This is a genomic window from Acidobacteriota bacterium, assembly GCA_040754075.1.
GTDB lineage: Bacteria > Acidobacteriota > Blastocatellia > UBA7656 > UBA7656 > JBFMDH01.
On sequence record JBFMDH010000034.1, the window covers coordinates 53,091 to 65,883 of the forward strand.

11 protein-coding genes are annotated in these 12,793 nt (G+C 50.1%); 9 read left to right on the forward strand and 2 right to left on the reverse strand.

The features are described from left to right. The first annotated feature begins 142 nt into the window (after positions 1 to 142). The 9 genes from nrfD (at position 143) to AB1757_26305 (ending at position 9,765) form a co-directional block, all read left to right on the forward strand. Positions 143 to 1,501: an NrfD/PsrC family molybdoenzyme membrane anchor subunit gene (gene nrfD, locus AB1757_26265; protein MEW6130567.1), complete on the forward strand. Its 1,359-nt coding sequence runs from the start codon at positions 143 to 145 to the stop codon at positions 1,499 to 1,501. Between the two features lie 121 nt (positions 1,502 to 1,622). After that, positions 1,623 to 2,117, forward strand: a complete 495-nt coding sequence (locus AB1757_26270; protein ID MEW6130568.1) for a quinol:electron acceptor oxidoreductase subunit ActD — start codon at positions 1,623 to 1,625, stop codon at positions 2,115 to 2,117. A 349-nt stretch (positions 2,118 to 2,466) separates the two neighbouring features. Next, positions 2,467 to 2,916 (forward strand): hypothetical protein, encoded by a 450-nt coding sequence (locus AB1757_26275; protein MEW6130569.1) that lies wholly within the window; start codon positions 2,467 to 2,469, stop codon positions 2,914 to 2,916. Positions 2,917 to 3,290: 374 nt separating this feature from the next. Next, positions 3,291 to 5,144, forward strand: coding sequence for a caspase family protein (locus tag AB1757_26280; protein MEW6130570.1), 1,854 nt, complete (start codon positions 3,291 to 3,293; stop codon positions 5,142 to 5,144). 81 nt (positions 5,145 to 5,225) lie between these two features. After that, positions 5,226 to 6,224: a hypothetical protein gene (locus AB1757_26285; GenBank protein ID MEW6130571.1), complete on the forward strand. Its 999-nt coding sequence runs from the start codon at positions 5,226 to 5,228 to the stop codon at positions 6,222 to 6,224. 1 nt (position 6,225) lies between these two features. After that, positions 6,226 to 7,056 (forward strand): maleylpyruvate isomerase family mycothiol-dependent enzyme, encoded by an 831-nt coding sequence (locus AB1757_26290; protein ID MEW6130572.1) that lies wholly within the window; start codon positions 6,226 to 6,228, stop codon positions 7,054 to 7,056. Positions 7,057 to 7,076: 20 nt separating this feature from the next. Beyond that, positions 7,077 to 7,919, forward strand: coding sequence for a phytanoyl-CoA dioxygenase family protein (locus tag AB1757_26295; protein ID MEW6130573.1), 843 nt, complete (start codon positions 7,077 to 7,079; stop codon positions 7,917 to 7,919). Positions 7,920 to 7,924: 5 nt separating this feature from the next. Then, a complete protein-coding gene (locus AB1757_26300; protein ID MEW6130574.1) occupies positions 7,925 to 8,437 on the forward strand; it encodes a GNAT family protein in 513 nt (170 codons plus the stop codon). A 350-nt stretch (positions 8,438 to 8,787) separates the two neighbouring features. Then, positions 8,788 to 9,765, forward strand: a complete 978-nt coding sequence (locus tag AB1757_26305; protein MEW6130575.1) for a Gfo/Idh/MocA family oxidoreductase — start codon at positions 8,788 to 8,790, stop codon at positions 9,763 to 9,765. Between the two features lie 37 nt (positions 9,766 to 9,802). On the opposite strand, the gene AB1757_26310 is transcribed toward AB1757_26305, so the two are convergent. Continuing rightward, positions 9,803 to 11,560: a hypothetical protein gene (locus AB1757_26310; protein MEW6130576.1), complete on the reverse strand. Its 1,758-nt coding sequence runs from the start codon at positions 11,558 to 11,560 to the stop codon at positions 9,803 to 9,805. 106 nt (positions 11,561 to 11,666) lie between these two features. Next, positions 11,667 to 12,668, reverse strand: a complete 1,002-nt coding sequence (locus tag AB1757_26315) for a GDP-mannose 4,6-dehydratase (protein MEW6130577.1) — start codon at positions 12,666 to 12,668, stop codon at positions 11,667 to 11,669. Positions 12,669 to 12,793: the final 125 nt, after the last annotated feature.

The following is a 12,793-nucleotide window of genomic DNA, read 5'->3' on the forward strand; positions in this document are numbered from 1 at the left end:
ACAAACAGATCGAAAAACTTTTGAAAAAGGTAATGCAAAAAATTGCCGATGCGGTTTTGTCTATTCGGTTATTTCCATTTGTTCCGTAGTCTCTTTTACTTTGAATTGATGCCGGATGGCGGGCTGAGAGAGTAGCATCACCATGCAAGAAACGGAAATGACCAACGAAAAAGTCAATAGCGATTTGTTGAGACCGCTCAAAGAGACCGGATGGGCTTGGCGCGTCACGGTCATCGTTTGCCTGTTATTTTTAGCGGCGGCATTTGCCTCGTTTCTTGTGCAACTGAGTCGCGGTATCGGCGTGTGGGGCATCAATCGCCCGGTGATGTGGGCGTTTGATATTACCAATTTCGTTTTCTGGATTGGCATTTCCCACGCCGGCACTTTGATTTCAGCCATTCTGCGCGTCAGTCGCGCGGAGTGGCGTCGGCCGGTCACCCGTTGCGCCGAAGCGATTACGGTCTTTGCGTTGATGATTGGCGGCATTTTTCCGATTGTCCATCTCGGCAAACCTTTATTGTTTTATTGGCTCGCGCCTTATCCGAACGACCGCGGATTATGGCCCAATTTCCGCTCGCCGCTGCTCTGGGATTTCTTCGCTATCAATGCCTATTTTATCGGCTCGTTGATTTATCTCTATCTGCCGCTGATTCCAGACCTTGCTTTGGTGCGCGATAAATCCACCGGCGCGCGCAAACGGATTTACGCCAAACTGAGTCTCGGTTGGCGCGGCACCCAGCGTCAATGGGCGCGACTGGAGAAAGCCGTACAGGTGATGGCGGTCATCATCATTCCGGTAGCGGTTTCCGTGCATACCATCGTGTCCTGGGATTTTGCGATGGCGATTCAACCGATGTGGCATTCAACCATCTTTGGTCCGTACTTTGTCGCGGGGGCAATCTTTTCCGGTATCGCGGCGTTGATTTTGGCAATGGCTGTCATCCGCCGCATCTTTCATCTCGAAGAATACCTGCGCCCATTGCATTTTACGAACCTCGGCTTTTTGCTGCTGACCATGAGCCTGATCTGGTTTTACTTCACCTTTGCCGAATACCTGACCGTCTGGTACGGCAACGAGCCGCATGAAAAAGTGGTGTTCGATTCCAAAGTGAGCGGGCACTATGCGCCGATGTTCTGGACGATGGTCATCTGTTGCTTTTTTATCCCCGCGCCGATTCTGGCGATTAAAAAATTGCGCACCATTACGGGAATGGTCATTGCTTCGGCGGCGGTGCTGGTTGGCATGTGGATTGAACGTTTTTTAATTATTGTGCCGACGCTGGCGCAACCGCGCTTCACGTTTAACTGGGGCAGCTATCAGCCGACGATTTATGAAATCGCCATCGCCGTCGGCACGATTGCTTATTTCGTGTTGTTGTATGCCATGTTTACCAAGCTTTTTCCAATCGTCGCCATCTGGGAATACAAAGAAGGCTTGCGTCATCATCGCGAAGAACTCCATCCGGTTGTGAAAGAACCGGCAATGATGGTAAGCGATTAAGCAGGGGCGTTTGATTGTTTTAGCTATTGAAGTTGAATTCTTCACGAAAGACACGAAGCCACGAAGAACAAAATAAAATTTGTTTCGGGTTCTTTGTGCGCTTCAGGTTCCATTGGAATTTATGACTGAAACCATTCTGGCAGCATTCGCCACTCACGAAGACGCCTTAGAGGCGGCGCGCGCTTTGCGCCGCGAGGGGCTACGGGAAATCGAACTGATGTCGAGCGAACCGATTCACGAAGCGATGAATGGCGACTCGTCAAAAAGCCTCATCACCTGGTTTACGATTGCGGGCGGCATCACCGGCGCGACGGCGGCGATATTACTAACCGTTCTGACCTCGCGTCACGTCAACATTGTCACAGGGGGAATGCCGGTCGTTTCGTTCTGGGCTTTCGGGGTCATTATCTTTGAAACCGCGATGTTCACTGCCGTGTTGTTCGCACTGGGGCGAATGCTTTACGAAGCGCGATTATTCGGCGGCTCGCCGGTTGATTACGATGAAGCGGTCAGCGATGACAAGGTGGTTATGGCTGTGCGGTGCAGCGACGAAGCTTCAGTCAATACCGCAAAAACTTTGCTCAATGCAAACAACGCCACTCTCAATATTGATTAAATAAATCTCCTCCAAAAAGCAATGCAGGGAAAAAAAGCAGAAGATGTGACAAAGGGTGAAGGGTACGCGAAGCTGCCTCGCGTGTGCGGATTGCAGAAGCGGCGGAGAATCCGGTTGATAAGCGTTATCTTTTAAAACTCCGCAACTCCTGGCACGCCTTTGCTCTGCATTATCGCCTGGAAATCAATCCGCTGAAAGTGGCTGCAACCTCTCCTATGCATAATCAAACACTCACCAAATTCAGGCTTTTTAACAAATTTTAACAATTCCCAATGTATCTTTTTGCGCTTTCGCAGTTCTTCCAAAATGTAGGAGCGACCTGAATAAATAAACAACAAGGGAGTTCCTCATGAAGAGAGTTCTATGCATTTTAGTCACCGTCACTTGCCTGCTGGTCGCTCCGGTCGTCGCGCAGGAGAAATACATAACCCTTTATAGTCAACCGATTCCCGAAAGCGACCTCATCACGATTCAAGATGACAGTACAGGGAATTTTTTACTCATCAGTCTTTCAAGCGGCGAATACAAATTTTATCGTTGCCGTGATGGTCTGACCTTTGCCGGTATAGGAACCGTAAAATTAAATGGCTGTGCAGTGACTTTTGAATCAATCGATAAACTCCATCGGGTGCTGGCTTCGGTCGATGAATGCGACCAACAGGCAAAAGCGGCTATTGAAATTTTCACGCGCTGGGGAAATAAATTCGATATTGAACCGATTAAAGAATATTTGAGCGATTCCAATATGCGGGATAGCACGACGGAATGTACAACGAAAGCGCAATCCACCAAACCCTAGAATCGGGCGAACGGCAATCATTCATGGCTCAATTGCCGATATGCCCAACGATAAGCTTTGCCTGTAAGTTTGGCTTTACCATCGAGACACGGGTCTATATGGTAATACGGTCCTCCTATACTTGCAGGCAAAGCTCTATATTTTTTTCCTGACGTTTAATCCTCGACAGCATTTCAACCCGCGATAATCAAGCGCCCTGAGAAATCCATTCTAAAAAACCTTCCGTAATTTCTACATTGATGTTTTTCAATTTCGCCGAAGCGAGTATGATTAAGTAGGTCAACAGCCAAGGATTCGCAACCGGACGCTTGAGTAAAAACCTCGCGAACAAGCGCCGAAAATTCTTAACAACTCAGTTTGTCAGAGGGATCGCAATGAAATCTAATCTGATGAAACCTTTTGTTCGTGCCACTTTTTTCGCTTTCAGTGTTTTGCTGATGGCGGTTTCGACATCCCCCGCGCAATCGGCAGATGACCAGCGACGCCTACAGGTACAACCATCCGTCAATCGCCTGCCCGGCAATGCCAAACGTTATGCGTTGATTGTCGGGGTTGATGAATATCAGGATTCGCAAATCAACAAACTCACCGGCGCATCCAATGATGCCAAGGCGCTCGCCGACGCGCTGGTCAAATACGCAGGATTTCCGGGCGAAAATGTCATCCTTTTGACTTCCAATCAGGCGGTCGAATTGCAACCGACACGCGCCAACATACTGCGCCGGTTGTCGAATTTGCGGCAGGTGGTTCCTAAAGATGGACTCTTATTGTTTTCCTTCGCAGGACATGGCATTGAACGCAATGGTCGCGCTTACCTGTTGCCGATGGATGCGCAGGTCAGCACAGACATCGCCTTGCTCGAAGATTCCGCGATTAATGTCGAAGCCATGCGTGACCGCATACGGCAAACCAATGTCGGGCAGGTGCTGCTCATCCTTGATGCCTGTCGCAACAATCCGACAACCGGACGCGGCGAATCGCGGAGCATTTTAACCCGCACCTATACCGATGGCTTCAATTTTGATTTACGCAATCAGGACATCACGGCGTTTGCAACCCTGTATGCCACAGGGGTCGGACAGGCGGCGCTGGAATTCAAAGATAAAAAGCAGGGCTATTTCACCTGGGCATTGGTTGAAGGCATGAGAGGCGCTGCGGCAAACAGCAAAGGCGAAGTCACCCTTGCGGGGTTGGTGAAATATGTACAGGAAACCGTGCCCAAGCGCGTCGCTATCGATTATGGCGCGGGCGAACGACAATACCCGTGGGCAGACATTCAAGGCTACAAAGCTGACGAACTGGTTCTAGCGGTTGCCGGTTCAACGGTGAGCGCCGTCAGTACCACGCCGCCTGCGCGGGTTGACCCGGCGGCAGTCGAACTCAGTTTCTGGGAAACGATAAAAGACAGCAACGACCCCGAAGATTTCAAAGCCTATCTGGAAAAATATCCGAACGGCACTTTTGCGGGGTTAGCCAGACGCCGCGCTTATCCGACGCCATCTGACCCCGCGCGTAAAACTACGCCTACGCGACCCGCAAACCCGCGACCCGCGGAACCGGGCGCAGCGGTTACCGCAGAAGTCGCGCGCATCCTTGATAGATATATTCAATCGGTGGGCGGCAAAACCGCGATTGAAAATGTGACCTCGGTTTCCGCAAGCGGCGATTTTGAAATTCCCACACACGGCACCAAAGGAACCCTTCTCAGTTTCACCAAAGCGCCGGATAAAGCGTATTCAAAAATTACCGTGCCCGGTGTGCTCACCATCACCCAGGGTTACGATGGCAAAGTCGGATGGATTCAGGATACGGTCAATGGGGTTCGTGAAAAGAAAAGCCTGGAACTCGAAGGCGCCAAACTCGATAGCGTCTTCTACAATCAAACGAAACTTCGAGAGATGTATTCCATTCTCGAACTCATCGGAACACAGGCGGTCGGCGCGCGACAAGCACACGTCATTTTAGCGACCACGCCCAGCGGCATTTCAGACAAATATTATTTCGATACGCAAACCGGTTTATTGATTCGTCAGGACAGCGACCGAACTGCCCCCGAAGGGCGAACCTTAACCGAAACTTATTATGAAGATTACACAAGCGTGTGCGGCATTCTGTTGCCATCGGTGTTTCGTTCCGTCAGTCCGCAAATCACCACCATATTGAAAATCAAAACCTTTGATTGCAACAAAGCAATTAATGACACGATGTTTATCATGCCACGCAAATAAACTGAATTTAAAAAGAAAGCCTGCAACCTTCATAAAGGGCAAAGCGTAGAAAAAGTCTTAACTGAAAAACCGGAGAGGCTGATGAAAAAACTGCTGATAATCTTTTCTCTGCTGTTTACTACCCAGACATTTTACGGACAAAACCCTCAGAAAACCGCTTCGCCTGAACCGCAACGAGGCAAACCTATAGTTATTCCGACGCGCTATGACGAGCATCGCTTTGTGGCGTTGCCGGTTACGGATGGCGGACAGCAACTCGCTTTTTTCACGGATTCAGGTGGCGGGTTGTTTATATTCGATGACACAGCAGAAAAACTGAAACTCGATATACATCAAGGCGAAGAAAAAGGCGAAGACGGTCAACCGGTTAAATTTGCCGCGCTGCCCGGTTTCAAAGCCAGTGCCTTAATTCCGCAACCGCTCGGCAAAGCGGACGGGCGATTGTTTGTGATGGGGCATAAAAATGCGCCGCCGACTTTTGCAAAATATGACGGGATGCTTGGTCAACAGTGGTTCGCCGGTCGCACCTGGACATTCGATTATCCGAAACAACAATTGCTCTGGCGCGCCGCAGGCGACCTGCCCAAACATCAACCGGCACAGGCTGTGAAATTATTTTTTAAAACCGATGCGACCGGAAAACACCTCACAGACTTTGCGCGCATTCCTGTTGAAATTGATGGCGAGGTCATCGACTTTTTATTCGACACCGGCGCGACCAATGTTTTGCCCGATGAGGTGTTAAAGGTGATTAACGATGGTCGACCGGCGGAACGTGCCGCCAGTTTTCTTACCAAATCGCAATTCGACAAATGGAAGCAGAAACACCCCGAGTGGCGGGTGTTGGAAAACATCAAAACCATGACCGGCAATGCCATGATTGAAGTGCCGAAAATCAAGCTCGGTGGATTTGAAGTCGGACCCGTCTGGTTCACCGTACAATCCGACAACGCTTTTCACAAATACATGGCGCAGTGGATGGATAAACCAACCGAAGGCGCGCTTGGCGGCTCGGCGCTGCATTACTTGCGCGTCACGGTTGACTGGACTAATGGTATTGCGGTATTCGAGAAACCTTAAAATGAAAAAGCCTGAACCCCTCATTGTTGTCGATTTGTTTCCGTTGCTACTTGATGGCTTGCTTGAATTGCTCGCAAGTTTATCGCCGTCCGACTGGCAAAAAGCGACGGTCTGCAAAGACTGGTCGGTCAAAGACCTTGCCGCGCATCTGCTTGGCGGCGACGTCGGCATTCTCTCGCGCAAACGCGATGGCTTTGCATTCGTCAATAAATCTATCGACAGTTGGGCAGAACTCGTGGCATTCATCAATGAATTGAATGCTGTTTGGGTGCAGGCAGCCGGGCGGTTCAGCCCGCGCCTGCTGTGCGAGTTGCTGAGATTGACCGGCGAGCAGGTCTGCGATTATTTCAAAACCTTAGACCCCTGGGCGGTTGGCGACCCTGTGAGTTGGGCGGGCGATGAACCTGCGCCGGTGTGGTTGGATTTAGCGCGTGAGTATACGGAACGCTGGCATCATCAACAACAGATACGCGATGCGGTTCAGCGACCGGGAATGAAAGAGCCGAAATTTTTTGCGCCGGTTCTCGACGCTTTCGTTCGCGCCTTGCCACATACCTATCGCAATGTTGAAGCCGATGAAAACACCCTCGTCACTTTAACGATTACAGGCGCAGCCGGTGGTCGCTGGTCGTTGCTCAGAGAAACGCAAATGTGGAATCTTTACCTTGATGTTGAGCGTCAGCCTGATGCAGAACTGGTGATGGATGAAGACCTCGCCTGGCGATTGTTTACGAAAGGCGTGAACAAAGACCAGGCGCACAGGGTTGTAACTTTCAAAGGCGATGAACGATTTGCTCTTAACGCATTGAATATGATTTCCGTCATCGCGTAAAATTGCCCGCGCGAGTTTTTATGAATCTCTCACCCGAACAAATCGCTCGCTATGAAGAGGACGGGTTTCTCGTCCTTGAGAATTTCATCGGTCGCGATGAATGCGAATCGCTGAAAGCGCGCGCCGAAATGCTGGTTGAAGCCTTTGAACCGCAAGCAGTGAGGTCCATCTTTTCGACGCGCGAACAGTCCCGCACCAGTGATGAATACTTTTTAGATTCGGGCGATAAAATCAGTTTCTTTTTTGAAGAAGATGCCTTTGACGGCGCAGGCAATTTACGCCAGAGCAAAGCCGAGTCCATCAATAAAATCGGGCACGCATTGCATGACCTCGACCCGGTCTTTGAAAAATTTTCGCGCCAGCCAAAAATAAAAGAGGTGGTTGATTCGTTGGATTATCGCAAGCCGCTGCTATTGCAATCCATGTACATTTTTAAACAACCGAACATCGGCGGCGAAGTGACCTGTCATCAGGATGCGACGTTTCTTTATACCGAACCCATGAGTGTGATGGGCTTATGGTTTGCGCTCGAAGACGCCACGCCTGAAAACGGTTGTATGTACGCGATTCGCGGCGGGCATAAACTCGGACTGAAAAAACGTTTCGCGCGCGCGGCAGAAGGCGGCACTAAATTCATCACGCTTGATGAAACGCCCTTCCCCGATGATGAACCGGTTTGTCTGGCGGTTCGGCAGGGGACGTTGATTTTACTGCACGGGTTGTTGCCGCATTTAAGCGGCGCAAATCATTCGACGAAATCGCGTCACGCTTATACGCTTCACGTTATTGACGGCGCGTGCGACTATCCGCAAGACAATTGGTTGCGTCGCCGTGAAGGTATGCCGCCGCGTGGCTTTGAATAAAGGTTATGGAATTGAAGTTTGAAAATTTCACCTTGCGTAATTTTCGCGCAGGCGATGAACCCTCGATGGCGCATCACGCCAACAATCGTAAAATCTGGCGCAATCTGCGCGACCGCTTTCCGCATCCATACACGCTTGACGATGCAACGTGGTGGATTCAATATGCCAATTCGACAATTCCGGTGACCAACTTTGCCATTGCAGTTGATAGCGAAGTAGTCGGCGGCATCGGATTAATTTTGCGCGATGATGTCTATCGCCGGTCGGCGGAAATCGGTTACTGGCTTGGCGAAGAGTTCTGGGGAAAAGGCATGGTCACGCAGGCGGTTCGCGCGATGACCGACTATGGGTTTGCCAATTTTGAGGTGTGCCGCATCTTTGCAGAGGTCTTTGAATGGAATCCGGCGTCGATGCGTGTGCTTGAAAAAGCCGGTTATCAATTTGAAGGGCGATTAAAAAAAGCGGTATTCAAAGACGGACAAATCATCGACGCCTGCATTTATGCTATCGCGCGTTAAATAGATTTTTGGAACGCGCTATCAAATTTTAAATAGTTCTTACTTTTGTGGATTGCCTCCGGCTTTAGCTGGAGGTATGTATTGCAGGCAGATAAATGGGCTTTAACCCAAGGCGGCATCAGGCTAAAGCCCGGTTTACTTCTGCCTTCTGTCCATGCATCGAAAGATGGAAGCAATTCAATCTATAGCGATTTGCAATACGATTTACTGAGGTTGAATAAGCGGTCTTTGACCGCGACTGCCCAATGACGCGGTCAAAGACCGCTCTCTCAACAGAGACTGCGTAAACGCTTTTGCAAGCAGCTATAAGAGTAACCCTTGTCGCCACATTCCACATTTCAGGAAGATTCATGAGCAAAATTAAAATCGGGATTATCGGTACGGGGTATATCGGCGGTGTCCATGCCAATGTATTGGCGCGTGATGAACGGGTTCAGCTTACTTGCGTCTTTGACCTTCATGCCGGGCGTGCCGAACAACTCGCCCGGTCAACCGGCGCAACCGTTGCTGCTGATGCAGGTGAAGTGATTGAAAAGGTTGATGCGGTGTATATCACCACGCCCAATACTCAACATACACAATTAACCCTTCAAGCCATTGCCGCCGGTAAACACGTCTTTTGCGAAAAACCGATGGCAACCACGCTCGCTGAAGCCCAAGCGGTTTTTGAGGCGACAACCAAAAGCGACAACATCTTTCAGGTCGGACATAATCGTCGTTTCGCGCCGGTCTATGCCATCTTAAAACAGAAACTTGATGAAGGACTGGTGCCCCATTCCGCGCACATCAAAATGAATCGCGGCGAACTGTTGAACCCCGCGTGGGTTGCGAACCCGGAAATTACCGGCGGTTTTCTGTATGAAACCACTATTCATATGTTCGATATGGCGCGCTTTCAATTCGGCGAAGTCGCGCGATTAACGGCAGTGGGTTCAACTCACGAATACGCCGAAGAGGATGAGTTTTCCGTGTTGCTGGAATTTGCAAACGGCTTCCATGCGACCTTCGCTTCGTCTGCGGATGCAAGCTGGCTGTTTCCTTTTGAACGTATCGAACTGTTCGCGCATCACGCCACCATCGTGACCCGCGAAATGGAAAGCATCACCTTCAGTCAAATGATTAACGGCGAATTCACTACCGTTTCAATGCATCAGTTGTCGAAGGAAGAACGGTGGGGATATGCGCAGGAAGACCGCGCGTTTATTGATGCGATGGTTGAGGGGAAACCGGCGACGGTGACGGCGCTGGATGGGTTGAAATCTGTGGAGCTGGTTGACGGCTGTTACAGGGCTGTGCGCAGTGGCGAGCGAATCAGTTTTACGAAATGAAGTTTAAGAGAATGGATGGTTAAAAATATTTTAAGAATTATTCGATTCTAATGCTCATGCGGCGCAGACAAATTCCCTGACTGGTTAAACTTTTCAGATTCAATTCGGAAACCTTTTCACTGGAAACCAGGACTTCCGAGACGCCATGCGTTTCGACCAGCGATTCGACTTCCGCTCTCGCAAAGATGCGATAGCCGTGCATCCTCTTTCCGGCTTTGCGTTCATCATCATCAATGAATCCGATGGGCGCATAACGGTGTTCGGGATTGTTCAACAGTTCGCGAATCAGTAAAGCGCCGCCATCACCCGCGCCGTAAATCAACACGGGCTTGGCGTCAGGCGATACACCGTGACGATGCCCGATAATCAACGCCGGCAATAACCTGAACGACAGGCGGCTGCCGCTGACAAATAAAAACATCAGGATGCCGTTCAGAATAAACACCGCGCGTGAAGGTCCCTTGAGCAGGTACATGGCAAAAATCAAGGCGCTGCTCATCAACGCATAAAGCAGAACCGCCTGGGCGATGGTAACTAAATCATTGACGCCCGTATAACGCCACAATCCACGATAGACGCCGGTAAACCAGAATACCGCCATCTGCACGAGCATCAATATCGGCAGCGTTTTCAGCAAAATTTCCATTTGTTGTTCGGGAATTTCGCCATCAAACCGCAACAGGTAAGCGCCGTAGTAAGCCAGGGCAACCAGCACCAAATCCAACAGCACTTCAAAAATCCGGCGTTTATATGAAAAATCGGCGAGCACGCGAATCAACGGATTGCCTTCGGGTTGTTCGCCCTCGTCATAGACGCGCATCTTGCCCAGGTAGAGACCGATGAAAATCATCACCAGTCCGAAAGCCGGAATGATCATCACCACAATGCTTGGCGCAACGAAGCGGAGCATCATCGCCAGCGCCCCGGATAACGCTGTCAGGATATAGAGCACAATCACGGCGCGCCGTTCGGACATGCCGATGGCAACCAGACGATGCGAAGAATGATCGCGTCCGCCTTGTGAAATCGGTCTGCCGGAAAGCTTGCGGGTAATCGTCACCAGACAGGTATCAAATATCGGGATGAGCAAAATCAACACCGGCGTCAGCAACACAGCGGTGAGGTTGCGCATGCGTCCGTAGCTGAGCATCGCCATGCCGCCGAGCATAAAGCCGAGAAACATCGAGCCGCAATCACCCATAAAGATTGATGCGGGATTGAAATTAAAAATCAGAAAACCCAAAACCGCAGCGCCCAGCAAAACCGCAAACATGGCTTCGAGCGGCTGGTCGCCGATTAAAAACGTAAATACCAGAAAAACGCAGGCAATGACTGAAACGCCGCCCGCAAGTCCGTCCATGTTATCGAGCAGGTTGATGGCGTTGGTAATTCCGACCAGCCAGAAAATCGTCAGGAAAACATTGAGGGTTTGGTAAGGCGTGACGGTCAACTGCAATCCGAAATTGACCACAGTGACGGCGGCAACCAGTTGCAGAATTAATTTGGTGTAGGGTTTCAGTTGAACGATGTCATCCAGAAGCCCTGTAACGAACAAGAGTGAGCCGGCAATCAAGATGGGATAAACTTGCGGTAAGCGAGGCGCGAAAATCAGACAACCGATGACGAAGGCTGTAAAGATGGCAATGCCGCCAAGCAGGGCGGTCGGCGTTTGGTGCCAGCGGTCTTTTCTGGGTTTTGCAACAATCCCTTTTTTTCTGGCAAAAGCGCGTACAATAAAGGTAAACAACGCCCCCATAACCAAGCTGGTTACAGCGCCTGTCATCAACTCAATCATGATCCAACTCCCTTCAACGCTCGAATTGAATTTGGTACATTTATGCTTCTGATTCCCCGCTTACACTTGTCGTCAAGGGTAGACCGGTTCGCGGGGGCGTAGAGGTTTATGATTTAAACGCTAAGGGCGAGCTGGCACGCTCTTTTATTTTTGTTCGCTGATAATCTATAACGCTGGTGAGGATTTCGTCCAGTGAAATCTTTGGAACATAGCCAATTAAACTATTAATTTTTGCAATATCCGGGACACGTCGCATCATATCTTCAAAACCTTCTTCGTAAGCCTTTTCATAAGGCACAAAGGTAATTTCGGACTGAGAGCCGGTCAATGCTTTGATGCGCTGGGCAAGTTCGACCATGCTGACTTCCCTGTTGCTGCCGATGTTATAAACTTCGCCGACGGCTTGCGGGTGTTCAATCAATTTCATCAACGCCCCGACGACATCCGAAACGTGGGTAAAACAACGGCTCTGCGAGCCGTCGCCAAATACTGTGATGGGTTGATTCATCAGCGCCTGGGTGACAAAGTTGGGAATCACCATGCCGTATTGTCCGGTTTGACGTGGACCGACGGTATTGAAGAGACGCACCACCACGGTCGGCACCCGTTTTTCTTTCCAGTAAGCGATGGCTAAAAATTCATCAATGGCTTTTGAACAGGCATAGCTCCAACGCCCTTTGTTGGTCGCGCCCATCACCAGGTCATCGTCTTCGCGAAACGGCATCTGTGTGCGTTTGCCGTAAACTTCCGAGGTCGATGCCACCAATATGCGTTTGCGTTTTTTCGCGGCAAGCCCCAGGACAATCTCTGTGCCGCGCACATTGGTTTCGATGGTCTTGACCGGACTTTCAACAATAAGCCTGACGCCGACGGCTGCTGCCAGATGATAAACGACATCCGCCAAATCAACTAACTCGGCGGTCAAATGATAATTGTTGACCGAATCAATGTAGTATTTGAGTTTCGGATGGCTTTTGAAATGACTGATGTTTTCCATGCTGCCGGTGGAAAGATCATCCAGGATATAAACTTCGTCGCCTCTTTCAAGGTATTGCTCGGCAAGGTGTGAACCGATGAATCCGGCGCCACCTGTAATAAACACTCTCATTCGTTTTCCTCTACTCTTCAGTTTTTTTCATCAGGCTCGTCGGTAAAACAAACGTCAGGCTATTGATGGTCGTCAAAACGTTCTGCTCCATCGGTTGAATGAGCGGTCAAAAGTCGCTCCCTGAA

Excerpts from the sequence above, each read along its gene's own strand:
- nrfD (MEW6130567.1), top strand. The coding sequence starts at position 143 with ATGCAAGAAACGGAAATGACCAACGAAAAAGTCAATAGCGATTTGTTG.
- AB1757_26270 (MEW6130568.1), top strand. The coding sequence starts at position 1,623 with ATGACTGAAACCATTCTGGCAGCATTCGCCACTCACGAAGACGCCTTA.
- AB1757_26275 (MEW6130569.1), top strand. The coding sequence starts at position 2,467 with ATGAAGAGAGTTCTATGCATTTTAGTCACCGTCACTTGCCTGCTGGTC.
- AB1757_26280 (MEW6130570.1), top strand. The coding sequence starts at position 3,291 with ATGAAATCTAATCTGATGAAACCTTTTGTTCGTGCCACTTTTTTCGCT.
- AB1757_26285 (MEW6130571.1), top strand. The coding sequence starts at position 5,226 with ATGAAAAAACTGCTGATAATCTTTTCTCTGCTGTTTACTACCCAGACA.
- AB1757_26290 (MEW6130572.1), top strand. The coding sequence starts at position 6,226 with ATGAAAAAGCCTGAACCCCTCATTGTTGTCGATTTGTTTCCGTTGCTA.
- AB1757_26295 (MEW6130573.1), top strand. The coding sequence starts at position 7,077 with ATGAATCTCTCACCCGAACAAATCGCTCGCTATGAAGAGGACGGGTTT.
- AB1757_26300 (MEW6130574.1), top strand. The coding sequence starts at position 7,925 with ATGGAATTGAAGTTTGAAAATTTCACCTTGCGTAATTTTCGCGCAGGC.
- AB1757_26305 (MEW6130575.1), top strand. The coding sequence starts at position 8,788 with ATGAGCAAAATTAAAATCGGGATTATCGGTACGGGGTATATCGGCGGT.
- AB1757_26310 (MEW6130576.1), bottom strand. The coding sequence starts at position 11,560 with ATGATTGAGTTGATGACAGGCGCTGTAACCAGCTTGGTTATGGGGGCG.
- AB1757_26315 (MEW6130577.1), bottom strand. The coding sequence starts at position 12,668 with ATGAGAGTGTTTATTACAGGTGGCGCCGGATTCATCGGTTCACACCTT.